We start from the raw sequence: 26363 nt of genomic DNA on the forward strand, positions 1-26363 counted from the left end.
GGCGGGTGCCGCAGGCACGGGGATCTCGGCCGCGGCGGGAGCGGATCCGTGCTGCGTCTGGGGCACGGGAACCGGCTGGCCCGGCGCCGCGGCGTGCGCGGGCTGAGCGCCGTTCGCGGCCTGAGCGCGGGCCTGCGCGCGTGTCGGCGGTACGACGGGCTCAGTGCCCGGGTTCTGCGGCGGTTCGGGGATGGTCGTCATCGTCGTCCTCCAGGCGCGGCCCGTCGTGGCCGTCGGGGTCGTGGGGCCCGTTTCCGGGCAGCAGGCAGAAGCTCTCGGCGATCACCGCGGCGATCGTGAGCACGAGTGCGGCGACCGCGGTCGCGATGATCGAGCCTATCGGCGGGGTGATCGGCCGCGAGAGCAGATAAGCCCCCAGGCCGACCGCGAAGCCGGTGATCCCCGCGCCGACCAGGCTCGAGGCCCGCGCGAGCATCGCGATCCGCACGGCGCGGAACGGGTTGACACGAGGCAGCGATGCCGACCGGGTGCTGCGCCGGATCGGCCATGCCAGTGCGAGCACCGCCATCGCCAGCAGCACGAGGAAGATCGGCAGCAGGATCGACGGGGTGAACGTGGCCCTGCCCGCGGTGGTCAGCGCATGGTCGAGCAGGAACCCGGCCGCGGCGCCGGCGAGCGCCAGCACGAACAGCACCACAGGCGAGATCCGTCTCATGAGTCGTCCTCGAGCGCGGCCAGCAGGTCGGCGACCCGTCCGCGTCCCGGCAGCACGGCATCCGGATCCACGTCGAGCCAGGGCCCCAGCACGAACGTGCGCTCGGCTGCTCGGGGGTGCGGCAGCAGCAGGTGCTCGTCGTCGCTGCGGACGTCGTCGTACGCGATCAGATCGAGGTCGAGGGTGCGGTCGCCCCAGCGCTCGGCGCGGATGCGGCCGTGCTCCTCCTCGATCGCGTGCAGCATGCCCAGCAGCACCTGCGGGGCGAGGCGGGTGGTGACGATCGCGACGGCGTTGGCGAACTCCGGAGCATCCGGATCCGGCCCGTCCAGCCGCACCGCGACCGTGCGGAAGATCTTCGAGACGCGCACGTCATCCACGAGGGGCAGCCGCCTGATCGCCCGTACCGCCTCGTCGATGGTCGAGGCGGTGTCGCCGAGGTTGGACCCGAGGGCGACGACGGCCTCGACCGGCTCCTCCTCGGGGCGCGGATCGATGGCCGGGAGCCTCCGGCTGCGCGGGACCGGGGGGATCGGGCGCGCCGGCGTCATGCCCCGCTCCACTCGCGCTGCACCTGGCTCACGCGCTGAACCGTCACCGACACGTCGGCGAAGGTCAGCGGGATCGGCGCGTGCGGCTTGTGCACGGTGACCTCGACGCCGTGGATCCGCTCGTCCTCCATCACCACGTCCGCGATGCGGGTGGCGAGCGTCTCCAGCAGGTTGACCGGTTCCCCGGCGACGACCGCGGCGACCCGTTCCGCGAGTTCGCCGTAGTGCACGGTGTCGGCGACGTCGTCGCTGATCGCCGCCTGACGCACCGACAGATGCAGCCGCAGATCGACGATGAAGTCCTGGCCGTTCTCGCGCTCATGGTCGAACACGCCGTGCCGCCCGAACACCGTCAGGCCGGTCAGCGTGATCGCGTCGAGGAAGTCCATGTCCCCCAGCCTACGGCGGGAGGCGGTCAGCGGTCCCAGGCGCCGAGCACGGCGAGCGCGTCGCGCGTGGCGGCGACGTCGTGCACCCGCACGGCCCACGCCCCGGCGCGCGCCGCGAGCACGCTCGTCACGGCGGTCGCCAGATCCTTGCGTCGCTCATCGGCGTCCGCGCCCAGCGCGTCGGCGAGGAAGCGCTTGCGCGAGGTGCCCACGAGCACGCGCGGTCCGAGCGCGACGACGTCGGCGAGCTCGCGCAGCAGATCCCAGTTCTGGCCCGCGGCCTTCGCGAAGCCCACCCCCGGATCCACGATGATGCGGGACGGAGCGATCCCCGCAGCGGCCGCGGCGGCCACGCGCTCACGCAGCTCGGCGGCCACCTCGCGGCCCACCCGGGCGTACTCGGCGCGCGCGTACATGTCCGACGACGGGCCCCGCCAGTGCCCGAGCGCGATGTCGGCGCCCGACTCGGCCACGGCCGCGAGCATCTCCGGATCCGCGAGGCCGCCCGAGACGTCGTTGACGATGCGCGCTCCCGCCCGGACGGCGGCGGCCGCCGTTGCGGCGTTCAGGGTATCCACGCTCACCGGGATGCCCTCCGCGGCGAGGCGCTCGATCACCGGCAGCACCCGGCGCTGCTCCTCTGCCGCGGTGACCCGCTCGGCACCGGGGCGGGTGGACTCCCCGCCGATGTCGAGCACGTCGGCGCCCTGAGCGCGCAGCAGCACGCCGTGCGCGACGGCTCGGTCGGGGTCGGCGTAGCGGCCGCCGTCGCTGAACGAGTCGGGGGTGGCGTTGACGATCCCCCAGATCGCGGTCATGCGCCGGATCCCGAGCCGATCAGCGCGATCAGCTCGGCGCGCGCGACCGGATCCGTGTACACGCCCCTGGCCGCGATCGTGAGCGTCGATGCCTCGGTCTGGCGACCCCCGCGCATGGTGACGCAGCCGTGCACCGCGTCCATCACCACGAGCACGCCCTGCGCGTCGAGGTGGGATGCGATGGCATCCGCCACCTGCTCGCCGAGTCGCTCCTGCACCTGCGGACGGGACGCGAGGATCTCGACCACCTTCACCAGCGCGCCGAGGCCCACCACGCGCTCCCCCGGCAGGTACGCGATGTGCGCGTGCCCGGCGAACGGGAGCAGGTGGTGCTCGCACACCGAGCGGAACCGGATGCCGCGCAGCAGCACCGCACCCGAGGGCAACGTGTCGGGGGCGGGCCCGTGCGAGACGCTGATCGTGTGCGCGAGGGGAGCTGCGGGATCCTCGCCGAGGCCGGCGAAGAACTCCGCGTACAGGTCCGCCATGCGCGCCGGGGTCTGCTTCAGCCCCGGACGCTCCGGATCCTCGCCGATCGCGAGCAGCAGCTCACGGGTCAGGCTCGCGACGCGGTCCCGATCGACGGCCATCGCTCAGGCCGTCGCGGGGCGCGGCTTCCCGCCACCCGCGGCGCCCGGCCGACGCTCCGTCGACGGCTGCGCCGCCTCGGTCGCCGCGGTGCCGACCTCGACGCCGCGCTGCGGCATCTCGATCGGGGGCAGCAGCGACACCGGACGGTCCTCGCTCGAGAGCCACTGCGGACGCTCGGGGAGCTTGCGGATCTCGGTGAAGATCTCCGCGATCTGGTTGTGGTCCAGCGTCTCCTTCTCGAGGAGCTCGCGCGCGAGCTTGTCGAGGATGTCGCGGTTGGCGCTGAGCACCTCGTACGCCTCGTTGTGCGCCTGCTCGATGAGCGCGCGCACCTGCGTGTCCACCCGCTCGGCGATGGTCTCGGAGTACTCGCGGCCACGGCCCATGTCGCGGCCCGCGAACGGCTCGCCGCCCTCGGTGCCGAGCTTGACCGGGCCGAGCTCGGTCGTCATGCCGTACTCCAGCACCATCTTGCGGGCGATGGAGGTCGCCTTCTCGATGTCGTTCGAGGCTCCCGTGGTGGGGTCGTGGAACACGATCTCCTCGGCCACGCGGCCGCCCATCGCGTAGGTGAGCTGGTCCTGCAGCTCGTTGCGGGTCACCGAGTACTTGTCGTCCAGCGGCAGCACCATCGTGTAGCCGAGGGCCTTGCCGCGCGGCAGGATCGTGATCTTGGTGACGGGGTCGGTGTAGTTCATCGCCGCCGCCGCGAGCGCGTGACCGCCCTCGTGGTACGCCGTGATGAGCTTCTCCTTGTCCTTCATCACGCGGGTGCGGCGCTGCGGACCGGCGATGACGCGGTCGATCGCCTCGTCGAGAGCGCGGTTGTCGATGAGCTGCGCATTCGAGCGCGCCGTCAGCAGAGCGGCCTCGTTGAGCACGTTGGCCAGGTCGGCGCCGGTGAAGCCCGGGGTCTTGCGGGCGACGACCTCGAGGTCGACGCCGTTCGCGAGCGGCTTGCCCTTCGCGTGCACCTCGAGGATGTGCTGGCGACCCTTGAGGTCCGGCGCATCCACGCCGATCTGCCGGTCGAAGCGGCCGGGGCGCAGCAGCGCCGGGTCGAGGATGTCGGGGCGGTTCGTCGCTGCGATCACGATGACGTTCGCGTTCGGGTCGAAGCCGTCCATCTCGACGAGCATCTGGTTCAGCGTCTGCTCGCGCTCGTCGTTTCCGCCGCCGAGGCCCGCACCGCGGTGCCGGCCGACGGCGTCGATCTCGTCGATGAAGATGATCGCGGGGGCGTTCTCCTTGGCCTGCGTGAACAGGTCGCGCACGCGAGAGGCGCCGACGCCGACGAACATCTCGACGAAGTCGGATCCGGAGATCGAGTAGAACGGGGCGCCCGCCTCGCCGGCGACGGCACGTGCGAGCAGGGTCTTTCCGGTTCCGGGAGGGCCGTACAGCAGCACGCCCTTGGGGATCCGCGCGCCGATCGCCTGGAACTTGCCCGGATCCTGCAGGAACTCCTTGATCTCGTGGAGCTCCTCGATGGCCTCGTCGGCACCCGCGACATCAGCGAACGTGACGGTCGGGTTCTCCTTGTTCACGAGCTTCGCTCGGGACTTCCCGAACTGCATGATCTTGCTGTTGCCGCCCTGTGCGCTGGAGAGCAGCCACCAGAACAGCAGGCCGAGCAGCACCATGGGGATCAGGATCGAGAGGAAGCCGTCGAACCAGCTCGCCTTCGGCACGGCGTCGTTGAAACCGTCCTTGGGTGCGGCGGAGTCGATCGCCTTCACCACATCGGCCGCGCGGGCCTGCACGTAGTAGAACTGCACCGTCTTGGAGCCCTTGTACTCCTCGGACAGCGTCATGTCCACGCGCTGGTCGCCGTCGGTGTTGACGACCTTCGTGACGCTCCCCTTCTTCAGCAGGTCGAGCCCCTCTTCGGTGGAGACCTGCGAGGAGGATCCGAGGTTGCTGATCAGCAGAAAGCCGCCGACCAGGAACAGGCCGATCAGCACCACATAGGTCAGCCAACTGCGCGTGATCTTCTTGACATCCATGATCCGATCAGCGTAGCGCGAGAGACTTGGGGCCCTCCTGGGGATTCGCCCACGGCGTACCGTGCGTTGGCTCCGGGAGGACCCGGTTCCTGAGCGAGTCGCAGGCCCCAGCCGGCTCCTGAGCGAGCCGAGCCCGCAGGCGAGCCGAAGGGCGTCAGGCGTACACGTGCGGCGCCAGCACGGCGACGTCGCGCAGGTTGCGGTAGCGCTCGGCGTAGTCGAGGCCGTAGCCGACGACGAACTCCGGCGGGATGTCGAAGCCGACGTACTTGCAGTCGATCTCGACCTTCGCCGCCTCGGGCTTGCGCAGCAGTGCGAGCACCTCGATCGACTCGGCGCCGCGCGAGGCGAAGTTCTCCAGGAGCCAGCTCAGGGTGAGGCCCGAGTCGATGACGTCCTCGACGATGAGCACGTGCTTGCCGTGCAGGTCGGTGTCGAGGTCCTTGCGGATCTGCACGACGCCGCTCGACTTCGTCGACGCACCGTAGCTCGACACGGCCATCCAGTCCATCGGCGCCGAGAACGGCAGCGCCCGCGCGAAGTCGGCCATGACCATGACGGCGCCCTTGAGCACCCCGATCAGGAGCAGGTCCTTGCCCGCATAGTCTTCGGCCACCCGCACGGCGAGCTCATCGAGCTTCGCGCGGATCTCCTCCTCGGTGACGAGGATCTCGGTCAGGTCGTCGGGGATGTCCGCAGCGCGCATGGATCGATTTTACGCGACCGGATCCGTTCTCCCGCAGGCGTGCCGCGCCCGCTACTGTGAGCGGAGAGGCGGGGTGGCGCTTGGGGGAACCGAGCCCCCGTCGCGGACGGAAGGAGTCCCATGGACATCGACGAGATCCTCAACCAGGTGCCGATCGGCGACATCGCCCAGAAGCTCGGCGTCAGCGAGGACGTCGCGCGGCAGGCGGTGCAGGAGGGCGGGGCCGCCCTGCTCGGCGGCCTCGCGAAGAACGCCGAGACGCCGGAGGGCTCCTCCGCGATCGAGGCCGCTCTCGCCAAGCACGACGGCTTCTCGGGCGCGGCGTCGGTCGACGACGTCGATGAGGCCGATGGCCAGAAGATCGTCTCGCACGTGTTCGGCGACAACGCAGACCAGGTCGCGCAGACGCTGACGAGCGACCAGAAGACGGCCGGCATCGACTTCGGCAAGCTGCTCCCGATCCTCGCCCCGATCGTTATGGGTCTCATCGCGAACGGCCAGAAGGGCTCGTCGGCAGGCGGTGGCGGTGGCCTCGGCGACATCCTGGGCGGCCTGCTCGGCGGTGGCGGCCAGCAGCAGGGCTCGTCGACGGGCGGCGGTGGCCTGGGTGACATCCTGGGCGGCCTCGGCGGCCTGTTCGGCGGCGGCCAGCAGCAGGGTTCCACGGCCGGCGGCGGCATCGACATCGGTGGCCTGATCGGCGGCCTGCTCGGCGGCAAGAAGTAGGAGCCGACTCACGGCGATTCCGGAACGCGGCTCCATGGGGGGCCGCGTTCCGGAGTCTCCGCGTCTAGCGTGTCTCCGCGTCTAGCGCGCGGCGAACACGATGCGGCCGCCCACCCGCGCAGCCGTGCAGCCCGGCAGGTCGAGCGGGCCCTGGCCCGACCAGTCGGTCACCAGACGCGCCACCTCGACGGTCTGAGTCCGGGTCAGGCCGACCCCGAACTCGCTCTGCACGACGAGGCGGATCACGCGATTGCGCAGCGCGGCCGGGTTGGCGGCGAGGGCCGCAGCACTGACGGAGATCCCCGCCTCGGCGTGCTCCACGATGTCCTCGATGGTCTCGTGGATCATCTCGTCGAACGCCTCCGCGTCCTCGCGCAGCTGCTCCGCCGTGCGAGCGAGGGCCTCGGCGATGCCCGGCCCCAGCTCGGCCTCGAGCACCGGCAGCACGCGCTCGCGTGCCCGCACCCGCAGGTAGCGGGGGTCGGTGTTGTGCGGATCGTTCCAGGGCTCGAGCCCCTCAGCGGTGCAGGCGGCGCGCGTCGTCTCACGGCGCACGGCGAGCAGCGGGCGGATCCAGGTGGTGTCGTCTTCGTCGATGCGCACGGGAGCCATGCCCTGCAGGCTGCCGGCGCCCGATCCCCTCGCCAGGCCCAGCAGCACCGTCTCCGCCTGGTCGTCGAGCGTGTGCCCGAGCAGCACGGGGGCCTGCTCGCGCTGAGCGACCAGGCGCAGCGCCGCGTAACGGGCCGCTCGGGCGTCGGCCTCCGGCCCCTCCCCGGACTCGGCCACGACGACCCGTTCCACGAGCGCCTCGATGCCGAGCGCCGAGGCCTTCGCCGCCGCCTCGGCCGCGACGCGGTCGGATCCGCTCTGCAACCCATGATCGACCGTCAGGCTCCGCACGCGGATCCCCGCGGCGCGCGCCTCGAAGGCGGTCGCCGCGGCGAGCGCCAGGGAGTCGGCGCCCCCGGAGAGCGCCACGATCACGGCGCTCGGTCGTTCGGGCAGCGCCGCCAGTGCGGCACGCACGGCACGGCGGATCTCAGCGACGGCGGGAGAGAGGGAGGGCACGCTCTCACGCTACCCGGGCGGGTTGGACGCCGCCCGTCCGTCATCGCCGGCGGGCGCGTGCTCCGATGCTGGCGAGCACGGGCCCACGCGTGAGGCTGCGCGCGAAGTAGGCTTGTCCGCGGCATCCAACCGTCTTTTCTGAGGAGCACACGCATGGGCGCACACGACGCCGTCATCGAGATCCCGCGCGGCAGCCGCGTGAAGTACGAGGTCGACCACGAGACCGGACGAGTGCACCTCGACCGCGTGCTCTACACGACCTTCGGCTACCCGGCCGACTACGGCTACTTCGACAACACCCTCGGCGAGGACGGCGACCCGCTGGACGTGCTGGTGCTTCTCGACCAGGCCATCTTCCCCGGCGTCGTCGTGAACGTGCGTCCCGTGGCCGTGCTGAAGATGAGCGACGAGGCCGGTGGTGACGACAAGCTCGTCGCCGTGCTGAGCAAGGACCCGCGCTGGTCGCACATCCAGGACGTCGACGACCTGGCCGAGTACACGAAGAAGGAGATCTCGCACTTCTTCGAGCACTACAAGGACCTCGAGCCCAACAAGTGGGTCAAGGTCGACGCCTGGGGCGACGCCGCCGAGGCGCAGCGGATCCTCGACGAGGCCATCGAGCGCTTCGCCAACGAAGGCCACTGACCCGTTCGGGCCCCGACATTCTCGAAGGGGCCCGAAACGCCTGATACACAGAAGACCCCCGGTGCCGCTCAGCGGCCCGGGGGTCTTCTCCGTGAGGATCCGAGGATCAGCCCATGTAGACGCCCTGGCTCTCCATGAAGCTGATCGGGTTGATCGTGCTGCCCCACTGATAGACCTCGTAGTGCAGGTGGCAGCCGAAGGATCCGCCGGTGTTGCCCGCGAAGGCGATTACGTCGCCCGCATTGACCCACTGCCCGTAACCGACGTTGAAGCCGCCGTTGAGGATGTGCCCGTAGCCGGTGGCGAGACCGCTGCCGTCGCCGTTGTCGATCTTGATGTAGTTGCCGTAGCCGCCGTTCCAGCCCGCGTACACGACCGTTCCCGAGTGTCCGGCGTAGATCGGCGAACCGCAGCTGCCGTCGGCGAGGTCGACGCCCGCGTGGAAGCTGGAAGAGCAACCCCAGTAGTCGCAGTCGGGCACGCGATATCCGTAGCCCGAGGACTGGTAGCCGCCGAACGGGCGCACCCAGCCTCCGGTGCCGCCGCCGGTGCCACCACCGGTGGAGCCACCACCGCCACCGCCACCGCCGCCGTTGTTGGCCGCGGCGTCGATCGCGGCCTGGCGCTCGGCGGCGAGCTGGGCCTGACGTGCGGCCTCGGCCGCAGCCCTGGCCGCCTCACCGGCCTGATAGCCGGCCACCGTCTTGGCCGTGGTGTCCTGCAGCGCGGCGAGCTGCGCCTGAAGCTGGCCGAGATTGGCCTGCTGGTTGGCGAGTGCGGCCGCAGCGGCATCCGCAGCGGCCTGCGCCTTCTGCATCTTGTCTTCGGCGATCTTGGCGAGCCGATCACGCTCGGTCTTCGCCGCACTCGCCTGATCCGTCAGCGCCTGCGCGGTGTTCTTCGCTTCGAGGGCCTTGTCGTAGATCGCCTGGGTGCCGGAGAGCACACGGTCCATCTGGCCGAGCCGCTGGAGCAGCTCGTCCTTGTTCGCCGTGGAGTTGGAGAAGAACAGCTGAAGCGCGGTGGTGTCGCCGCCGTCGCGGGAGAGCTGCGCGGCGATCTGCCCGGCCTTGCTGGCCGAATCATCGGCGACCTTCTTCTGCGCATCGGCCTGCGTCTGCAGATCCGAGAGGCGGCGCGCCTGCGCATCGAGCGCCTGCTGCGCCGCGAAGTACTCGTTACCGGCTGCCTCGGCCGCGGCCTTGGTGTCGGCGACGTTCTGCGTGAGGGTGGCGATGAGCCCCTGGATGCGCGAGACCTCGGCGGCGGCGGTGGCCTCGTTCGCCTTCGCCGCCTGCACGTCATCCCAGCTGGGGTAGTCGTCGGCGTAGGCAGCAGGAGCGCCCATAAGGAGGCCCAGGATCAGCGCACCGACGGTGGCGATGCTGAGAGCGACGCCGCCACGGCGACGTCCGAGGCGCGCCGCGCGGGCACGCCGAACCAGCGACGCCTGTCCGGGTCGGCGGGCGTCTTCGATGTTCAGATGGTTCACGCGGCTCCCTTTCGCCGGTTTCACTCATGTCACACTAACAACATCAGCCTCAATCGCAACCCTCGGATCCGGCTCAGGATCGGGAATTCTTCGAATCGTCAGGTGCTGGTCGAGCGTTCGGGGACGGGACGGGACCAACTTCCATTCTGCGCCCGGACACGCCCGGGATCCAGAGCGACGCGCTCTCGATTGGTGTTTTCGCTCAGGAACCCCTTATGCTTGAGCGTCGGCAAGTGAGCCCTGCGGCTCACCCCGGCCCCATCGTTTAGTGGCCTAGGACGCCGCCCTTTCACGGCGGTAGCACGGGTTCGAATCCCGTTGGGGTCACTCTTTCCGATACAATTTCATAGTTCTGGCCCTGTAGCGCAGTTGGTTAGCGTGCCGCCCTGTCACGGCGGAGGTCGCGGGTTCAAGTCCCGTCAGGGTCGCTCCATGCGACAGGCCTTTCTTCGGAAAGGCCTGTCGTCTAGGACGCAGGTCAGAAGCTTCCACCTTCCGATCTGTGCGGCTCTGTAGCTCAGTTGGTAGAGCGTTCGACTGAAAATCGAAAGGTCACCGGATCGATGCCGGTCGGAGCCACACGGGTGATCGTTACAATCACCCCAGGAACCCTCGCGTAGCTTCTACATCGCGGGGGTTTCGTCTTTTCCCGGTGAGGCCAGGTTTCCGTGCCGCTCCCCTGGGTCGATCTGGCCTCGCTGTCATGCGAGTGAAGCCCCGGTCGTTGAGCGAGCGGAGCGAGACGAATCGCTCCACTCCCGAGGCTTGTGCCGGCTAGCAATGTCGGCTCCCCTCCCTACCGTCTAAATGCAGGACGACAACGAGGGGGCTGACGTGTACGAGTCAACGAGACCATGCGCTGGGTGCGAACGGCCAATAGATGCCGCGTTCGCGCACTGCAACCACTGCGGCACCGCGCAGTTCACACCACAGGCACAGGCGGTTGCATCGACCGCGCAAGGCATCGCCATCGCTGTGAAGACGCGCGACATTCACATCACCCAGGGCAGGGGGTGGGACAACCGGCCGACTGCAAACCATGAAAAGCACGGCACGCGCTTCGTCAGCCGCGGACTGGAGGTTGCGGCGAACCTCGCCACTGTGATTGGCCTCGCAGTGACGTTCGGGGGCATCCTGATCGCACCGAACGGTGACGGCAAGCTGATCGTCGTCGGGATTGTTGCGGCTCTCACCGTGGGCGCCGCGCTGATTGCGGTGCCGCTGCTCACCGCCCGAATGAACGGCTGGACAGTCGTTCGACTGGGATCGCTCGTGCTCGGCGTCGTTCGGAAGCGTGAAGACAATCATCGACTCGAATGGATCGATGCCCGGCTCAAGTGCCCACAGTGCCCCGCTGGTTCATCCCGAGGCATCATGACTCTGCAGCACTTCGACAACGAGACGTGGTGGGTCTGCACCGCTAATAGGAAGCGGCACCAGTACGTCTTCGACGGAACGCAGTACGTCGACTGAGCCTTGCTCACGACTCCTCATAACCTGCGACGCGGCGATGCGCGAACTGCTCAGACTGCTGCAGGGCCGTACCCGCGTGAGGCCCCGCTGGCCCTCGAACCTCTCCGGGACTCCGATGCCGTACGGTCGGCCCCGCACCGCCGGCGATCGAGCCGTGAGAACTTTCTTTACTCAATCAAGGCCGGCCTAGCGGCCTGCTGCACCGCCTGCGGTGCGTCCGGTCCTCGGCGACGCCCGGCTAACATGAGCCTGTGCCCAATCATGTACACGACGGAGAGTGCAAGTGGTGCGCACTCGATCTAGATTTTGACCTGCCTCAGGACTTGGTTGAAGCGTACACAGCAGGAAAGCTTGTCATCTTTGCAGGCGCTGGCATCAGTACAGAAGTCCCAACTGTCCTCTCGGAGACGCTCTTCGAGCGAGCCCGGAAACGCGCGGGTTCCGACGCTGACACTTTCCCCGAGGTCATGCAAGCCTTCCAAGAGAAGTTCGGGCGCGCCGCTCTTGTGAAGGAAATTCGGGCGCGATTCACCTATGCCGACTCTTTTCCGACGGCCCGCCGAGCGGCTCGACAGTTCCACGAAGAGCTCGCAACGCTTCCTGGGATTCGAGATATCATCACCACGAACTGGGATACATACTTCGAAGAAGCGTGTCTCGCCACGCCTTTCATGATCGGTGAGGACATCGCCTACCACGACGAATATGAGCGGCGCGTATTCAAAATTCACGGATCAATAAGCAACCTCGCGACCCTAGTCGCCACGAGCGACGACTACGTGGAGTCACTAGCCAGGTTGGGGTCTAACGCACTCGGAGCGCATCTACGTCAGTTGTTGGCCACAAAGACTGTGGTTTTCGTTGGATATTCCCTAACGGACTGGAACTTCCGTCGTTTGTACGAATCGCTCCGTGCGGATCTAGGGAAGTTCGCGCCGCGTGCGTACGTGGTAAGCCCGTTTGAAGCACCTGAAGCAAGCGCCCTCGGGCTAACTCATCTGCGTACCAGCGGGATGAAGTTCGTCAAAGAGATCAAGAGATCGCTCCAAGGGCATTGCATTTTGCCGGACGAGACCTACGATCTCATAGCGAGGATTCAGAGTCGCGCAGAGCGTGCGGACCGAATCGCGAAAGAGGTAGACCACAAAGAGTATCCATCGGTCGTATACACCTGGTTCTACAGCGACGCGGTGCTTGACGCTTGTTTCAGGGTGCTCCACCGTCGCGGCTCAGGTGAGTACTCGGACGCTCATCACGTTCAGGCGCTCGCTCATAGCTACGCAGCTGCCGCACAGCGAGCCTTCAAACGTGGAAACTATGGCGACGCCTCATACCTGGAAGGCTACTTCAACGTTATGGTGGCACTTCTCAGCCCGTGGATGAGCGTGAACGCCGCAGACAACGACGGTGAGCCGGCTGCCGATGGCGGGGCTGATCCGTTATCCGGGCAGGACGGCACTGACGACGACGAGGCCACCGACGGGGACGACTTCGACCCGTACGACGACTGCTACGAGTCTTTTCCTCACTTCTACCTGCCAGGAATAGATCTTGAGATGGACGGACCCGACGAATTCCAGGCGGCACTAGAGGCAAGCCGCAGGAGAGCGCCACGGCAACGCGCGCTTGCGCGATCCATCGTGGCAAATCTTGGCCCCGACATGGTTTTCGAACACACACGAAATCTTCCCGACCTCTTTGCTACGCCCACATCCCCGGGACAGGCGCACTGATCACGAGAGTTACACGCCCGCTGGAATTGCCGGTGCGCCAGACCGTAGTCGATGGCCAGTGAGCACCCACCTATCGACTACGTCCAACACATGGTCGTTCCGCTCAACGGAGCCGCACTCGCCAGGAGAATTCAATGTCTATCAGCCCATCCGAAATCCAAGGCCTTCAGGAGCGAGTGCGGAGACGCGGCTACAAGCACTACCTCTACGAAATGGAACTCAAGAAGATCCGATCGTTCGAGGATGCCGTTATTCGCTTCGACTTTCCCGTCACCGCACTCGTTGGACCCAATGGCGCAGGGAAGACCACCGTACTCGGCGCGGCAGGCCTTCTATATGACGCGGTCCAACCAAGACGCTTCTTCGCGCGGGGCGGTCTCTACGATCGGTCGATGAGTGGCTGGCGTGTCGAATACAGCGTTACAGCCGACAACACAACGACTACGCGCAGTGCGTCCTACACAGATCGCGTCGATGATGTCAGACGAAGCAAGTGGAACAGAAAGGCAGTTCAGCGACCGGTCAAGGTGATCGGTGTGAACCGTACGCTTCCCGTATCGGAGCGATCGGATGTGTACAAATTCGCAAAGGGCGATTTTGTCGGAGCTGCCGAGACAGCATTCACCGAAGAAGTTGTGACAGCGGTCGAGAGAATCCTAGGCAAGACTGCGACACACTATCTCGAGGTTTCCGCCGACCTCGGCGGCAAGTATTCAATCTTGGTGCGCCGCCCCGAAATCGGTAGCGACCCTGCATACTCTGAGTTTCACTTCGGTGCGGGCGAGGCCAGCATCATCCGAATCGTTGGGGAGATTGAGGCGGTCGATGACGGGGCACTTGTGCTCATTGAAGAGGTCGAAAACGGACTTCACCCGATTGCTACGCAACGACTCGTCGAGTATTTGATCGAGGTTGCCAAGCGCAAAGGCTGCCAGGTCATATTTACAACTCACTCAAACGCCGCGCTGAAGCCACTCCCCGGCGACGCAGTCTGGTCCGCCTACCGTGGGAAGCTAACGCAAGGCAAGCTTGATGTGGAGTCTCTGCGCGCCCTTACTGGCGAGATCGATGCGCGGCTAGCAATCTTCGCTGAGGACAAGTTCGCGAGCCTAGTTGCGGAAATCTCCTTGCGGAGATACGGCGCCGTCGCTTTCCAGAAGCTGGACCTCAAAAGTATCGAGATTCACGCCCTAGGAGGGGCTTCGCCGGCACGGGATCAAGCGAAGCACAACAATCTCAATAACCCGGCCCGCAAGTATCCCGCCATTGCGTTGCTGGACGGCGACAAACTCACGGAAGACGGTTATAGCCCGTCGTCAACATCGGAGCTTAACATGCCGGACGGTACTCCCTTCGTGTCGTTCCTACCCGGGGACGACGATCCGGAGGCCGTTATTTTCGGAGACATGGTAGAAGCGATTTCTACGAACGGCAAGGTGCTACCTCGCCTAGCACTGGCGCTCCAGTTGGACACTGCTGATCAAGGACAGGTCAGCGATGCTATCGAGCTTGCCTTGCGAACAAATCGCGACCGACACACAGTCTTCGCTGAAATCGGCGAGAGTCTGGATTTCCTGGCCGAAGAAGTCGTTTCGCGCGCTTTCGTGTCAACCTGGACGAACTTTCATGAAGCCAAGGTTCGACACATCTGGGATCCCGTAGCGCCGCTCCTGCCGTTGCTCACGGACGCTGTCGAATAGGATCCCTCCTCTCCGCCAAACCGCGCTTCGGGTGCCGGTTCCGTGTCGGTAGCTCCGCTGAAACTACCCTGTACCAGCCGTGACGGCTTCCGCGGAATCACGCGGCGAACGGCACCCAACGAGCGCCCGCTGCCCCGCCAAACCCAACTGAAAATCGAAAACGTCACCGGATCGACGTAGCGTCGAACTCTGATCCTTGGGAGGCATGCTGTCGCGCTACCTGGACATCGTCGCCGGGAACAGCACAGCCGCCGGCACTCGTCTGCGAGCTATCACCCGAGTTGGCTTCGGCACTTCGGGCGGACCGAGGATGCCACGAGGGCGCTCGCGGTCAGTGAACCGTCTGTGCGTCCAGCACGACCATCCCGCCGTCGACGCCGGGGGCCTCGATCGTGCGCACCGAAAGACCGGGCTGGATCTCCGGCACGAGGTAGATGTAGGCGGCATAGGCTCCTGCATCGAATGTGGTGCGCATGACGGGAGCCTCCGTGGCGCGGGTGGCACCCACACCAATCGACAATCACCGCGCCCCCGCCTGACCGGCGACCGGGTGCCGAGGGTACCTGCCGTGACCCGATTGCGCTGTCCCCCAAAGTCCCTACAGAGGTTTGCGGACCATGTTCATAGGTTTGAAGTAGTTCCGCGCGGGGCTTCAATCAACCACGAACAGTGACTGCGACATCGAGACTGGAGAAGACATGCGTATCAATGATGGAAGATCGAAGACCATGCGAGCGCTTGCACGAGCAGGCGTCGTCGCAGTAGTGCTCGGGCTCTCGCTGGGGGGCGCATCCATGGCCCAGGCCGCGGAGACAAGCACGGCTCAGGACAGTTTCGTCGCCGAGCTCCGCACAGACGGCGTTCCCGCGACGGAGATCGAGAAGTTCGAGAACCTGACGCCGGCGGACCAGCAGCGTTTCATCGAGGTGTACTCGAGTGACAATCCCTTCGCGGAAGCAGGGGTCACCTTCACCGAGGCAACCACGGTGACATCGACTGAGCCTGCCGTTGCTGCCAAGGTCGGCGGAGAGTTCTCCACCCAAGACCTGTGGGACGTCGCAAGCAACTACCGCGTCAACGCGGAGTTCCTCGGGATCGTGCTGGGGTACTTCAACCAGGACTTCTACTATGTGACGGGTAGCGGGGTCGTGCAGGATGTGAAGTCCTGCACCGGTACCTGGACCGGGTTCTCGGGCTTCTGGTCAGTCTCCAAGAATGACTCCATGTGGGTGCAGAGCGGTCAGGGCTACTGCAAGACCATCTTCACCGGCAGCGTGTTCTACGAGGGCTCGAACGTTCAGATGAACAAGGAGATGATGACGATCACGAACGGTCCCGGAGTCGTGGAAAAGCACCTCTACAACATCTAAGCCTGCCTCGAAGCGGAAGGAACGATCATGACTACCCATATCGATCGGGCGGACTCCAACAGCGCTCGTGTCTGGTCCATCAGCTTGCTTGCCGTCGCAGTACTTTCTGCGATCGGCTGTCTCGTCACACCATGGGCGGGGCTTCTTGCGATCGCTGTCATGGTGGCGTCGATCATGAAGCTCAAGGGTAGCCAGGGCGCTGACCGCGGACTCCTCGTCGCAGCATTGGTGATCGCAGCCATTGTCGTGGCAGCCATGGCGGTTGCAACTGCCCTCTTCATCAGTGTGATCGCGTAACCGTAGGCCACCTGCCAAGCACCTTGAGATGGCCCCGCACCAGGCGTGCGGGGCCATCTCTCACGTCCACTATCCAGCCATCTTCCTCACGGAACTCGACAGCGTCTAGCCAGTTCGATGTCGCCTATCGTCTCCGCCCGTCGCGATTCGACAAGACACGGAAGCGTCCGGCAGGGCTGCCTAGCCGAGCTTTCGAAGGTACTCGTCGATGTCGAACGAACGCATCTGAGCGTCGCCCTTCACGTAGAGCGGGTGCCGCGGGTGCCCGTGCTTGGTCGGTTCCCCGAGCGATAGCCAGATACACCCCGCCGCAGCCGTGATCCGGGTGATGTCCTGCAGCAGAGGCTGCAGGTACTCACGAGTCTCGATGAGCGCTCCCCACGCAGCCAGCAGAGTGCCCTGCCGGCCCTCGAGGAGCGCCGCGATGTGCCGCTCGTTCTCGAGTTTGAGCGCGGCGCTGTGCTCGCGATCCAAGCCTCGTGGGTCGGTGGAGATCTGTGGATAGACGTTCAGCATCACCCAGCTGTCGTAGCCGTTGTCGGCCGCGAACCGGGTCAGGCGCTTGATCGTCGGATCCGGAGCTCCCGGCGCCGCGGTGCTCGGGTTGATCCCGAAGCAGATCAGCGGGTTCGCGCCGACGGTGCCGAGCGCGAACCTGGCCGAGCCGTCGGCCGCGTGCTCGTAGATCCACTGCTCCTCGGCGACACCGGCATCGTTCGTCATGGTCACGACTATCCCATGCTGCACTGTCGCCGCCGCCGTCCCGACGCCAGACTGACAGCGTGCGCTATGTGGGCAGGAAGCCGGCTCCGCCGCTGGACCGCTACGCCGATGATGTCTACTGCCTCTTCGGCGACCCGGGTCATCGGCGTCGGCTGCTCGTGCCTCCGATGCCGTCCGCCCACCTCATGATCAACCTCGGGGACCCGATCGTGCTTCATGATCCGGCCGGCGAGCGCCCGCCCGAGACGCTCGTGGACGCGTGGTTCATCGGGATCTGGACCCGCCGGTACGTCATCGAGTACGGCCGCGAGGTGAACGTCATCGGCGTGCACCTCAAGCCGTGGGGCCTCGCACCGTTCGTGACCGCACCGATGGGCGAACTGCGGGATCGCTGCGTGCCCGCTGACGGACTGTGGGGGTCGAGCCTCTCGGAGCTCCGCGACCAGCTGGCGGAAGCCACCTCCACTTCCGCGCGGATCGGCCTGCTCGAAACCGAGCTCCTGTCCCGGCTCACCGAGTCCACGGCGGACGAGCGGGATCCCGCCCAGCAGGCTGCTCGACGAATCGAGTCGTCCTGGGGCTCCGGCACCGTCGCGGCCCTCACGAGCGACACCGGGCTCAGCAGCAACCGGCTCGCCTCCCGGTTCACCTCGATGGTCGGCGTCACCCCGAAGCGGCTGGCCCGCATCTACCGGTTCGCCCGTGTGGTGCTGTCGGTCGACGCGGCGACCCCGCCCGCCTGGGCCGATCTTGCGCAGACCGCCGGCTACTTCGATCAGCCGCACCTGATCAACGAGTTCCGCGACTTCACCGGCCGCACTCCGACCGACTACCTGGCGCTGCGACGCCGAGTTCCGCCGGATCCGGCGTTCCCGCCCGACATGGGACCGATGCCGGCCGAGTGATTTTTTCCAAGCCCTCGCCCCGAAGTCCGGCGAGGATCGTCACATCCGCATCCGGCACGACGAAGGGAACCCACCATGGGCACGGTGATCATGCACAGCGTGACGAGCCTCGACGGCTACATCGCCGACGACCACGACGATGTCGGCCCGCTCCACGACTGGTACTTCAACGGAGACACCCCGATCCTCCCGGAGCCGGATGCCTCAGAGGGAGATCACGACCATTCGGGATCCGGGAGCAGCTTCCGCGTGTCTCCGGCGTCGGCCGAGTACGTCCGCGGATTCTGGCAGTCGATCGGTTGCATCGTGATGGGCCGGCACCTCTTCGACCTCGTCGACGGCTGGGAGGGACGCCCGCCGGCGGGCGAGCACGTGGTCGTCGTCTCTCACCGACCCAAGCCGGAGGGCTGGCACCCCGAGGCCTCGTACCACTTCGTCGACAACGTCACCGAGGCGATCGCCGTGGCCCAGGACCTGGCGGGCGACCGCATCGTCGCCGTCAACGCCGGCCGGGTCGGCGGTCAGATCCTCGCGGCCGGGCTCGTCGATCAGGTCGCGATGGACGTCGTCCCCGCCGTCTTCGGATCCGGCAGGCCATACTTCGGAGACCTCGTCGGCCCGCACCTGTTCGAAGGCCCGACGGTCGTGGTGCAAGGCGACGGCGTGCTGCACACTCTCTACACGGTGCCGGGAGCAGCACGCTCCTGAACACCGCGCTGGATCCAACCACTGCAAGCCCTACGGCTGACACGTCCCGCCCGGCGCGCACCCGCTCCCCGACCCGCTGCCGGTCCCCTGCGGCATGACGAGTCCGAGCAGAACATAAGCGCAGGCTCCGAACACCAGTGCGACGCCGACAGTGAGGACCACACGAGTCCACGTTCTATCCCGCAATACGAGGACGAGGATCCCGCTCGCAGCGATCAGGATCCCGCCGCCGAGCATGATGCGGAAGGGTCCGAAGATCGCGCCGAGGAATCCGGCGACAACGCCAGGGATGACCGCGATCCCCACGCCGAGCCACATGCGGGCACGCCCCCGCTCGACCCGGCCGCCGTTGATCGCACTCACGACCTCACCGTAGCTCCGTCGCTCCGAGCAGTCCATCGTCCTGGCAGGGCTGCGCCTTCAGTGGCGAAACGCATCCAGACGGCGCGTCCCGGTATCGTCGCGGTATGACGCCCCGGCCCGCATCACGCCTCGGCATGCAGGGCGTCGGTGCGGCGCGACTCGTCCTCGGCGCAGCGATCATCACGATCCTGATGCTCACCTACGTCCGGGGCGGCGCCGACAACGGATACAACCCGTTCGACTACTTCGGGTTCTTCACGAATCTGACGAGCCTGCTCGCAGCGATCATCCTGATCCTCGTGGGGGCTCGGGGCATGACAGCGCAAGGGGCGCCCGGCTGGCTGACCGACGCGCGCGCCGTGGCGACCGCGTGCATGCTGCTGGTCGCCGTGATCTACAACGGCCTCGTTCCGGGTACAGGATCCGCCCCTCCGTGGGTGAGCGTCACGCTGCACATCGTGTTCCCGTCGGTGATGGCGCTGGACTGGCTGATCATCGGCGACCGCGGACCGATGCCATGGCCGCGGTTCTGGATCCTGGCGCCCTATCCGGTCCTCTGGCTCATCGTCGTGCTCGCGCGAGGGGCGACGGACGGCTGGGTGCCCTACGGATTCCTCCTGCCGGAGCGGGGCGTGGGCGCGATCGCCCTGACGGCGCTCGGTCTGCTCGGCGCGCTGGGTGCGGCGGGCGCGCTCGTCTGGTGGGCGAGCCGTCTTCCCGGGATGCTCGGAGCCCGGTCTGAAACAATGAGGCAGTGATATTCCGGAATGGACGCGTGTCGGCGGCGATCGGGATCGGCGCCGCCGCCGCCGCCGCCGCGATGCTCCTCCTGAGCGCGTGCGCTCCGAGTCCTGACTACGCGCATCAGAACGCATCGGCGCAGAGCGGTGCGGCGACGTCCACCGTCGAATCGACGGCCCAGGCGTCGGATCCGGCGACGCCCCACCCGCTGGGTGCGGCCGACGCGTTCCGCGCCTGGCTCGACGCCTCTCGCGTTCCCGACACCGCAGCATCCTGTGCGGCCCTCTCTCCCGAGCTCGCGACGCGGATGGTCGCCGAGCTCAACGAACGGGGCCCCGTCCACGTGTCCAGCTGCGACGAGATGATCGCCGTCACCGCAGAGCTCTATCGCGCCCTCGGTCAGGACGCGCAGGTCGACATCGCGGTGCAGCAGGAGACCGCGACCGACGCGACCCTCTTCGTGACCTACCTCGCATCGGGCGACTGCGGCACCGTGGTGATGACGCGACCGACGTCCGACTGGACCATCACCGACCAGTCGCGGGAGTGCGCCGGCTGAACCGCGCGGCTGGGGACGCCGGCGTCAGTCGCGCGCTTCGAAGTGCGCCAGCCAGCCGGTCAGAGTCGCCTCCAGCGCCCTCCGCTCCGATGCCGGAACCATCGCCAGCAGTCGCTGCTCGTTGGCGACGTGATCGGCGAACGCGGCGTCGATCAGCGCCCTGCCCTCCGCCGTCAGCGCCACGACCCGACCACGTCCGTCGCCGGATCCGGCCCTCCGCGTGATGAGCCCGGCGCCCTCCAACCGGTCGAGACGCTTCGACATCCCGCCGCTCGTGATCATCGTCGAGGCGGCGAGATCCGTGGGGCTCGCCTCGTACGGCTCGCCCGAACGGCGCAATGCCGCCATCACATCGAAGTCACCCTCCGACAGCCCGTGCCTGCGATAGACCGCGACGAGCTCCTCGGTCAACGCCAGAGCCAGGCGATGCAGGCGCCCGATCGTGCCGATCGGGGTCACATCGAGATCGGGGCGCTCCCGCCGCCACGCCTGCTGGATCCGCGTCACCTGATCATCGATCTCCGTCACCCCTTCACTATATCTTCCAAGGAAGCTATAGTGTCTTCCATGGAAACTAATTGGCGGTGGTTCGTCGTCGCGATGATCGCTCCGATCGCCTGGGGCAGCACCTACTTCGTCACGCGCGAGTGGCTCCCCGACTCCCCGATCTGGGGTGCCGCGATCCGCGCACTGCCCGCGGGACTGCTGCTCCTGACGCTGGTCCGCCGCCTCCCTCGCGGCTCCTGGTGGTGGAAGTCCGCCCTGCTGGGCACCCTCAACGTCGGGGCCTTCTTCGTGCTCGTCTACGCCGCCGCGCAGCTGCTGCCGACGAGCATCGCGTCGACGATCATGGCGACCTCCTCCGTCGCGATCGCCCTCGCGGCCTGGGCGATCCTGCGCGAGCGACCCGGGATCCTGCGCCTGCTCGGCGCCCTCGTCGGCATCGGCGGCGTCGCGCTCATGCTGCTCGGCACCACGAACTCCGTCGACCCGCGCGGCGTGATCGCCTCGATCGCCGCGATGGCCATGTCGTCGATCGGGTTCATCCTCGCCAAGCGCTGGAACGGCGAGGTCGGGATCCTCCCGTCCACTGCGTGGCAGCTCGTCTTCGGCGGCCTCGCGCTCATCCCGGTCGCGGCCATCATCGAAGGGCCGCCGCCCGCCGTCGACGGCGCAGCTCTGGCGGCGTACGGCTACCTGACCCTGATCGCGACCGCCGTGGCCAACGTCGCGTGGTTCGCGGCGCTCAAGCACCTGCCCGCCGGCACCGTCGGCCTCATCGGCCTGCTCAACCCGGTCACGGGGGTGCTTCTTGGGGTGCTCGTGGCGGGCGAGATCCTGGAAGGCCGCCAGCTGGCCGGACTGGCGTTGGTCCTCCTCGGCATCGCCGCACCGCTCGTGCTGGATGGGTTCGTGGCACGGCGACGGCGCGCGCGCGACGCGTCGCCCGTCCACCCCCAGACCGAAGCGATTCCCGCCCCCTGCACGACCTGAACGAGCAGTCCGCTCGCCGTCCGATGTGCATTCCTGCACACTCCGTCCGCCGCATATGGGCATTGTCGCAACGACGGAGTCGACTCAGGCTGGAGAACCGACAGACGTCTCCGAACGTGCAAAGGAGCACACATGGCGTACGAGTCAGCATCTCCCTCCGGCCTGCGCCGCGTCGTGGCCGCGTCCATGGCGGGCACGGTCGTCGAGTGATACGAGTTCTTCCTCTACGCCTCGGCGTCGACGCTCGTGCTGGGCACCGTCTTCTTCCCGCCGTCGGACGACCCGTTCAGCGGGATCATCGCGGCCTTCGTCACCTACGCGATCGGCTTCATCGCCCGCCCGCTCGGCGGGATCGTGTTCGGGCACCTCGGCGACAAGTACGGGCGCAAGAAGCTCCTGCAGGCCAGCATCCTGATCATCGGCGCCGCGACGTTCCTCATCGGCTGCCTGCCCGGCTTCGCCCAGGTCGGGTATCTCGCACCGGTCCTGCTGGTGCTGCTCCGGTTCGCGCAGGGCTTCGCGATCGGCGGCGAGTGGGGCGGCGCCGTGCTGCTGGTCGCCGAGCACAGCCCGCGCGAGCGGCGCGGGTTCTGGGCGAGCTGGCCCCAGGCCGCAGTGCCGGTCGGCAACCTGCTCGCCACGCTCGTGCTCTTCGCCCTGTCCGCGACGCTGCCGCAGGATGCGTTCCTCGGCTGGGGCTGGCGCGTCGCGTTCTGGCTCTCGGCCGTGATCGTGCTCATCGGCTGGTACATCCGCACCAAGGTCACCGAGGCGCCGATCTTCCTGGAGATGAAGGCGGCGCAGGACCAGGAGGCATCGACGAGCTTCGGGCCGCTCGAGGTCGTGCGCCGCTACCCGCGCGGCGTGCTCGTCGCGATGGGCCTGCGCGTCGCGGAGAACATCCTCTACTACGTGGTGGTCACCTTCTCGATCGTGTACCTCACCCAGTCCGTCAAGGAGGCGACGTCGGCGACGCTGCTCATCCTGGCCGGCGCCCACGTGGTGCACTTCCTCGTGATCCCGCTGTTCGGGCGACTGTCGGACCGCTGGGGCCGCAAGCCCGTGTACGCGGCCGGCGCCCTCCTCGGAGCCGCCTGGGGTTTCTTCGCCTTCCCGATGATGAACACCGGCAATCCCGTCGTCATCTGGGCGGCCATCGCCCTCGGCCTCGTCTTCCATGCCGCGATGTACGCGGGGCAGCCGGCGATCATGGCGGAGATGTTCCCCACGCTGATGCGGTACTCGGGTGTCAGCCTCGGCTACCAGGTCACGTCGATCTTCGCCGGATCCCTGGCCCCGATCATCGCGACCAGCCTGCTCGCGCAGTATCACTCGAGCGTTCCTGTCGCGATCTACGTGGCGATCGCCTGCGCGATCACGCTCGTCGCCGTGGCCGCCGCCCGCGAGACGAAGGGGGCGGATCTGCGCGCCCTCGACGCGGACGACCGCTCGCGCCTGGCTCAGCGGATCGGATCCGAGGACCCGGCCGTCGCACGACACTGAGAGCAAACCGCGAAAGGCCGCCGCGCTGCGATGCCGGCGGCCTTTCGCATGAGCGTCCCCGCGCGCGACGTCCGAAGGGAACGGCTTAGACCGCGAGCGGCTGCGACGCTCCGACGGCGGTCGCCGGCGCCTCCATCGTGATGTCGAGATCGCGCATCACCACGACGTGATCGAGCACGACCGACCCTCGCGGCAGCGCATCGAAGAACGACGAGTGCACGCTGTGCGCCTGGGCCGCCTCCACCGCCCATTCCTCCGCGGCAAGCGCGACCGCCTCCAGGGTGCGGCCGTCGTGTCCTAGCGACCAGCCGATCCGTCCGGAGCGATAGAACGCCGACGCCTCCTCCACCGAGCCGAAGAACGAGCTCGCCCAGGCACCGCCGACCTCGACGTCCGCATCGAGATGCTCCCCCGAGGCGTCCATGCCCATGGCGTAGCGGCCACCGTGCTCGTCGACGGCGAATCGCGCTCGGCGGTGCACCCGGGGAACAGCCGGCCTCCGAACAGCACCGGATGCCAGGCCGAGCTGTGGCGCTCCAGGATGAACACGCCCGTGCGCACGAGGTCGCCCTCATCCCACTCCACCGCGATCCGATGCGCAGCGTTCCCGGAGCGCAGACCGAGACGAGCCGAGAACCAGCGCGGCCGGATCGCGTCGAGCCCGAGCACGCAGAAGCCCCCGAGCGCTTGTCCGTCGATCAGCTGCGGGCGCAGCGGTGCGGGCACGAGCGTCCGTGCGATGTCGGGATCGAGCCGGTAGCTCACGAGCAAGCGGCGGCGCAGATGCGCCTTCACTCCGGGCACGACACTCACGCCGGCACCGCCGAGTGCTCGCCGGTGCCGCCGGGATCACCATCGGACGGGCGCCGCTTTCGCACCTCCCGCAGCACGATCTGTTCGGGGCAGACCGTGGACAGGAAGTCGCCGATCGACAGGGCGAGCCTGTCGCCGGCGAGGGAGTAGAAAATCCGGTTCGCGTCACGCCGTTCGACAATCAAGCCGGCACCCCGGAGGATCCGCAGATGCCGGGAGATCGTCGGACCGCTCACCGTGAACCACGCCGCGATCTCTCCCGCCGCCTGCTCGCCATCCTTCAGATCCTGCAGGATCTGCCGCCGTGTCGGGTGGGCCAGTGCCTCGAACGCGCTGTTCTCCGCTTCGCTCATGAACGCAATCTAGCACCTGAGCTAAATAGCGAACAACGCACGACTCAAGCACTCGCCGCACGGACAGAGCGGAACCGCCCGGCGAGGAACGGGCGGTACGACGCGGAGTGGTCATGCCCGCAGGCGCAGCGCCCGACATCGCCGTGCAGCAGCTCGCGAGGCGTCTGCCCGGTCAGCCGCAGGCACTCGCGCCCCAGATGCGCCTGGTCGGCGTACCCGGCGTCCACGGCGAGCCCCGCGATGCCGTCGGCGCCGACACGGCCACTGGGCACAGCGCCGGCCTGAGCGAGCGCGAGAAACCCCTGGAACCGCAAGGTGCGCTGCAGCACCTTGGGGCTGAGTCCGACCGCGCTCAGCGAGCGCCGGCGCAGCTGACTCTCCGACAACCCCACGTCGGCGGCGACCGTGGCGACCTCGACCGGACGCCAGGGCATCAACGCCTCGACTGCGGCGCGCAGCAGAGGGTCGGCAACCCTCCCCACCCGGAATCGCTGCAACAGGAACTCCTCGAGCACGCCGGTCGCGCGCTCGGCCGTGCCGGCGCCGGCGACATCCTCGAGCAGGCGTTCAGCGAGGCCGCCCCAAACCTCCTCGAGCGGCACGCTCCGGTCGACCAGCTCCTCGAGCGGCATCGGCAGCGGCGGCGCGCCACCCGGACGGAAGCGCACCCCGACGATCGTGGTGCGCGGCGGGATGACCTCGAGCCGGTATCCCGTGAGCGGACCGAGCAGCCGCGCGGCCCCGCCGACCGCCGCGTGGAGCTCCACGCCGCCGGTGGGCAGATGGCGGTGGACGGCGGGTTCATCGCCGACGCGCTGCACCCAGATCGTGCGCACCGCTCCGGCCAGCGCCGCACTCGGCTCCCGCTCGCGGTACGTGTCGGCCATGGCGCCTCAGCTCGCCTTGGGGAACGCCGTCCGCGTCGAACGCCGGTTCAGCAGGACGGCGATCGCCACGATCAGGATGCCGATGAGACCCTGCTCGATCTTCATCCAGATCGGATACCCCGAATCTGGCGAGACGATGATCAGGCCGATACCGATCGGCGCGAGGATCGAGATCCATCGCATCCTCGTGAACGCACGGCGGCTGCCGCGCGCGGCTGTTCTCGTCACGAGGACGAACACGAGGCTCGCCGCCGCGACGACGGATCCGCGAAGCCACACCACCCAGTTCACCTCAGCGGGGTCGACGATCGCGAGGACCGCGGCGGCTCCCAGGGCGATCAGCGACACCGCGGCGCACAACCACCACAGCCGGCGCACGGCGTCGAGTGCGGGACGCACCGCCGCGAGGCGGTCGGCGGTCAGAGTCATGATCGAACTCCTTCTTCCGGGCGAGTGGCCCGGTGATACATGGCGACGATCTCGTCGATCGCCGACGTGGTCGCCGCCTTGTCGGACGGCATGGTCATCGCGAACGCATCGATGGTTGCGCGGATGGAGCGCGCCACCACCACGGGGTCGAAGGCGCGGAACTCGCCCGCCTCCTGCCCCTGGGCGAGAAGCACCGAGAGCAGCAGGGCCGAGGTGTCCTCGCGCAGGTCGTTGTCGGCGCGTGGGGCATTGCGGATGACCTCGATCACGGCACGGGCCGCGAGCCGGTTCTCGGCGAGGAAGTGCAGGTTGGACCTGAGGTATGCCGCGAGCTTGCCCGCCCAGGTCGGCTCGGCCTCTATAGCGGGGACCATGACGGCGGCCGCCCGGTGCACGACGTGCTCGACGAGCGCACCCATGAGCGCGCCCTTATCGGCGAAGTGATACGAGATCATGCGGGTGCTGCTGAGCTCCGCCGTCTCCCGGATCCGGGCGAACGACGCGGCCGCGAAACCCTGCTCGGCGAGAACTCGCACCGTCGCGTCGATGATCTCGGCACGACGTTCCTGCGTCGTGCGGTAGCTGCGCGTCGATGTCATGGATCCATATTTACTCACTTGAGTAAATATGACAAGCCCTTT

At 67.5% G+C, this 26363-nt stretch carries 30 protein-coding genes, 3 tRNA genes and 1 pseudogene; 16 read left to right on the forward strand and 18 right to left on the reverse strand.

Going from position 1 to position 26363, the window contains the following annotated elements; all coding sequences use genetic code 11:
* Window positions 1–160: 160 nt before the first annotated feature.
* The 7 genes from LXM50_RS14780 to hpt form a co-directional block, all read right to left on the reverse strand.
* Window positions 161–676, reverse strand: coding sequence for a DUF3180 domain-containing protein (locus LXM50_RS14780; RefSeq protein WP_233312244.1), 516 nt, complete (start codon window positions 674–676; stop codon window positions 161–163).
* The gene (gene folK / locus LXM50_RS14785) at window positions 673–1227 is read right to left on the reverse strand and encodes a 2-amino-4-hydroxy-6-hydroxymethyldihydropteridine diphosphokinase (RefSeq protein ID WP_233312245.1); all 555 of its coding nucleotides are present in this window, start codon (window positions 1225–1227) and stop codon (window positions 673–675) included. The genes LXM50_RS14780 and folK overlap by 4 nt, the downstream gene beginning before the upstream one ends.
* On the reverse strand, window positions 1224–1616 hold the full coding sequence (gene folB, locus LXM50_RS14790) for a dihydroneopterin aldolase (protein WP_233312246.1): 393 nt from the start codon (window positions 1614–1616) through the stop codon (window positions 1224–1226). Before folB ends, folK begins: the two co-directional genes overlap by 4 nt.
* Window positions 1617–1642: 26 nt before the next feature.
* On the reverse strand, window positions 1643–2434 hold the full coding sequence (gene folP, locus LXM50_RS14795; RefSeq protein WP_233312247.1) for a dihydropteroate synthase: 792 nt from the start codon (window positions 2432–2434) through the stop codon (window positions 1643–1645).
* Window positions 2431–3024 carry a GTP cyclohydrolase I gene (gene folE / locus LXM50_RS14800; RefSeq protein WP_233312248.1) on the reverse strand — a complete coding sequence of 198 codons (594 nt, stop codon included), beginning with the start codon at window positions 3022–3024 and terminating at the stop codon, window positions 2431–2433. Before folE ends, folP begins: the two co-directional genes overlap by 4 nt.
* 3 nt (window positions 3025–3027) lie before the next feature.
* Entirely contained in the window at window positions 3028–5031 is a 2004-nt protein-coding gene (ftsH, locus tag LXM50_RS14805) for an ATP-dependent zinc metalloprotease FtsH (protein ID WP_233312249.1), read from the reverse strand.
* Window positions 5032–5185: 154 nt separating this feature from the next.
* A complete protein-coding gene (hpt, locus tag LXM50_RS14810; RefSeq protein WP_233312250.1) occupies window positions 5186–5737 on the reverse strand; it encodes a hypoxanthine phosphoribosyltransferase in 552 nt (183 codons plus the stop codon).
* A 120-nt stretch (window positions 5738–5857) separates the two neighbouring features.
* Between hpt and LXM50_RS14815 the strand changes: the two genes are divergently transcribed.
* Complete coding sequence (locus tag LXM50_RS14815) at window positions 5858–6463, forward strand: DUF937 domain-containing protein (RefSeq protein WP_233312251.1); 606 nt, start codon at window positions 5858–5860, stop codon at window positions 6461–6463.
* An 81-nt stretch (window positions 6464–6544) separates the two neighbouring features.
* Here the strand turns inward: LXM50_RS14815 and tilS are convergent, their stop codons facing one another.
* Window positions 6545–7534 (reverse strand): tRNA lysidine(34) synthetase TilS, encoded by a 990-nt coding sequence (gene tilS / locus LXM50_RS14820; protein ID WP_233312252.1) that lies wholly within the window; start codon window positions 7532–7534, stop codon window positions 6545–6547.
* A gap of 153 nt (window positions 7535–7687) precedes the next feature.
* Here tilS and ppa point away from each other — a divergent pair, with 153 nt between their 5' ends.
* The gene (gene ppa / locus LXM50_RS14825; RefSeq protein ID WP_233312253.1) at window positions 7688–8179 is read left to right on the forward strand and encodes an inorganic diphosphatase; all 492 of its coding nucleotides are present in this window, start codon (window positions 7688–7690) and stop codon (window positions 8177–8179) included.
* 106 nt (window positions 8180–8285) lie between these two features.
* Here the strand turns inward: ppa and LXM50_RS14830 are convergent, their stop codons facing one another.
* Window positions 8286–9671 (reverse strand): M23 family metallopeptidase, encoded by a 1386-nt coding sequence (locus LXM50_RS14830; protein ID WP_233312254.1) that lies wholly within the window; start codon window positions 9669–9671, stop codon window positions 8286–8288.
* A gap of 254 nt (window positions 9672–9925) precedes the next feature.
* On the opposite strand from LXM50_RS14830, the gene LXM50_RS14835 reads away from it, so the two are divergent.
* The 6 genes from LXM50_RS14835 (at window position 9926) to LXM50_RS14860 (ending at window position 14577) form a co-directional block, all read left to right on the forward strand.
* A tRNA-Glu gene (locus tag LXM50_RS14835) sits at window positions 9926–9998 on the forward strand.
* A 27-nt stretch (window positions 9999–10025) separates the two neighbouring features.
* A tRNA-Asp gene (locus LXM50_RS14840) sits at window positions 10026–10099 on the forward strand.
* 78 nt (window positions 10100–10177) lie between these two features.
* Window positions 10178–10250: transfer RNA gene (locus tag LXM50_RS14845), tRNA-Phe, on the forward strand.
* Between the two features lie 228 nt (window positions 10251–10478).
* Window positions 10479–11144 (forward strand): hypothetical protein, encoded by a 666-nt coding sequence (locus tag LXM50_RS14850; protein ID WP_233312255.1) that lies wholly within the window; start codon window positions 10479–10481, stop codon window positions 11142–11144.
* A gap of 251 nt (window positions 11145–11395) precedes the next feature.
* Window positions 11396–12877 carry an SIR2 family protein gene (locus tag LXM50_RS14855; RefSeq protein ID WP_233312256.1) on the forward strand — a complete coding sequence of 494 codons (1482 nt, stop codon included), beginning with the start codon at window positions 11396–11398 and terminating at the stop codon, window positions 12875–12877.
* A gap of 134 nt (window positions 12878–13011) precedes the next feature.
* The gene (locus tag LXM50_RS14860) at window positions 13012–14577 is read left to right on the forward strand and encodes an ATP-dependent endonuclease (protein WP_233312257.1); all 1566 of its coding nucleotides are present in this window, start codon (window positions 13012–13014) and stop codon (window positions 14575–14577) included.
* A gap of 331 nt (window positions 14578–14908) precedes the next feature.
* Here LXM50_RS14860 and LXM50_RS14865 read toward each other — a convergent pair whose 3' ends face one another.
* On the reverse strand, window positions 14909–15052 hold the full coding sequence (locus LXM50_RS14865; RefSeq protein ID WP_233312258.1) for a hypothetical protein: 144 nt from the start codon (window positions 15050–15052) through the stop codon (window positions 14909–14911).
* A gap of 223 nt (window positions 15053–15275) precedes the next feature.
* Here LXM50_RS14865 and LXM50_RS14870 point away from each other — a divergent pair, with 223 nt between their 5' ends.
* Complete coding sequence (locus tag LXM50_RS14870) at window positions 15276–15947, forward strand: hypothetical protein (protein ID WP_233312259.1); 672 nt, start codon at window positions 15276–15278, stop codon at window positions 15945–15947.
* Between the two features lie 27 nt (window positions 15948–15974).
* Window positions 15975–16244 carry a hypothetical protein gene (locus LXM50_RS14875; RefSeq protein WP_233312260.1) on the forward strand — a complete coding sequence of 90 codons (270 nt, stop codon included), beginning with the start codon at window positions 15975–15977 and terminating at the stop codon, window positions 16242–16244.
* 180 nt (window positions 16245–16424) lie between these two features.
* Here LXM50_RS14875 and LXM50_RS14880 read toward each other — a convergent pair whose 3' ends face one another.
* Window positions 16425–16967, reverse strand: coding sequence for a DUF1643 domain-containing protein (locus tag LXM50_RS14880; protein ID WP_233312261.1), 543 nt, complete (start codon window positions 16965–16967; stop codon window positions 16425–16427).
* 68 nt (window positions 16968–17035) lie between these two features.
* Between LXM50_RS14880 and LXM50_RS14885 the strand changes: the two genes are divergently transcribed.
* Together LXM50_RS14885 and LXM50_RS14890 are read left to right on the forward strand one after the other, a co-directional pair.
* Window positions 17036–17872 carry an AraC family transcriptional regulator gene (locus LXM50_RS14885; protein WP_233312262.1) on the forward strand — a complete coding sequence of 279 codons (837 nt, stop codon included), beginning with the start codon at window positions 17036–17038 and terminating at the stop codon, window positions 17870–17872.
* A 75-nt stretch (window positions 17873–17947) separates the two neighbouring features.
* Window positions 17948–18580, forward strand: coding sequence for a dihydrofolate reductase family protein (locus tag LXM50_RS14890; protein ID WP_233312263.1), 633 nt, complete (start codon window positions 17948–17950; stop codon window positions 18578–18580).
* A gap of 30 nt (window positions 18581–18610) precedes the next feature.
* Here LXM50_RS14890 and LXM50_RS14895 read toward each other — a convergent pair whose 3' ends face one another.
* On the reverse strand, window positions 18611–18943 hold the full coding sequence (locus tag LXM50_RS14895; protein ID WP_233312264.1) for a hypothetical protein: 333 nt from the start codon (window positions 18941–18943) through the stop codon (window positions 18611–18613).
* Window positions 18944–19047: 104 nt separating this feature from the next.
* On the opposite strand from LXM50_RS14895, the gene LXM50_RS14900 reads away from it, so the two are divergent.
* Together LXM50_RS14900 and LXM50_RS14905 are read left to right on the forward strand one after the other, a co-directional pair.
* Entirely contained in the window at window positions 19048–19701 is a 654-nt protein-coding gene (locus LXM50_RS14900; RefSeq protein WP_233312265.1) for a Pr6Pr family membrane protein, read from the forward strand.
* Entirely contained in the window at window positions 19698–20243 is a 546-nt protein-coding gene (locus tag LXM50_RS14905; protein ID WP_233312266.1) for a hypothetical protein, read from the forward strand. Before LXM50_RS14900 ends, LXM50_RS14905 begins: the two co-directional genes overlap by 4 nt.
* 24 nt (window positions 20244–20267) lie before the next feature.
* On the opposite strand, the gene LXM50_RS14910 is transcribed toward LXM50_RS14905, so the two are convergent.
* The gene (locus LXM50_RS14910) at window positions 20268–20771 is read right to left on the reverse strand and encodes a MarR family winged helix-turn-helix transcriptional regulator (protein ID WP_233312267.1); all 504 of its coding nucleotides are present in this window, start codon (window positions 20769–20771) and stop codon (window positions 20268–20270) included.
* 39 nt (window positions 20772–20810) lie between these two features.
* Between LXM50_RS14910 and LXM50_RS14915 the strand changes: the two genes are divergently transcribed.
* Together LXM50_RS14915 and LXM50_RS14920 are read left to right on the forward strand one after the other, a co-directional pair.
* Complete coding sequence (locus LXM50_RS14915) at window positions 20811–21737, forward strand: DMT family transporter (protein WP_233312268.1); 927 nt, start codon at window positions 20811–20813, stop codon at window positions 21735–21737.
* A 132-nt stretch (window positions 21738–21869) separates the two neighbouring features.
* Window positions 21870–23240 (forward strand): annotated as a pseudogene (locus tag LXM50_RS14920) (MFS transporter).
* An 85-nt stretch (window positions 23241–23325) separates the two neighbouring features.
* Here the strand turns inward: LXM50_RS14920 and LXM50_RS14925 are convergent.
* From LXM50_RS14925 to LXM50_RS14945, 5 genes are all read right to left on the reverse strand, one after another.
* A complete protein-coding gene (locus LXM50_RS14925; RefSeq protein WP_233312269.1) occupies window positions 23326–23721 on the reverse strand; it encodes a hypothetical protein in 396 nt (131 codons plus the stop codon).
* Between the two features lie 328 nt (window positions 23722–24049).
* Complete coding sequence (locus tag LXM50_RS14930; protein ID WP_233312270.1) at window positions 24050–24406, reverse strand: metalloregulator ArsR/SmtB family transcription factor; 357 nt, start codon at window positions 24404–24406, stop codon at window positions 24050–24052.
* 44 nt (window positions 24407–24450) lie between these two features.
* Entirely contained in the window at window positions 24451–25293 is an 843-nt protein-coding gene (locus LXM50_RS14935) for an AraC family transcriptional regulator (protein ID WP_233312271.1), read from the reverse strand.
* Between the two features lie 6 nt (window positions 25294–25299).
* Window positions 25300–25722 carry a hypothetical protein gene (locus LXM50_RS14940; RefSeq protein WP_233312272.1) on the reverse strand — a complete coding sequence of 141 codons (423 nt, stop codon included), beginning with the start codon at window positions 25720–25722 and terminating at the stop codon, window positions 25300–25302.
* Window positions 25719–26321 carry a TetR/AcrR family transcriptional regulator gene (locus LXM50_RS14945; protein WP_233312273.1) on the reverse strand — a complete coding sequence of 201 codons (603 nt, stop codon included), beginning with the start codon at window positions 26319–26321 and terminating at the stop codon, window positions 25719–25721. Before LXM50_RS14945 ends, LXM50_RS14940 begins: the two co-directional genes overlap by 4 nt.
* Window positions 26322–26363 lie beyond the last annotated feature (42 nt).

Origin of the sequence: Microbacterium sp. Au-Mic1, assembly GCF_021341785.1 — a bacterium.
Lineage (GTDB): Bacteria > Actinomycetota > Actinomycetes > Actinomycetales > Microbacteriaceae > Microbacterium.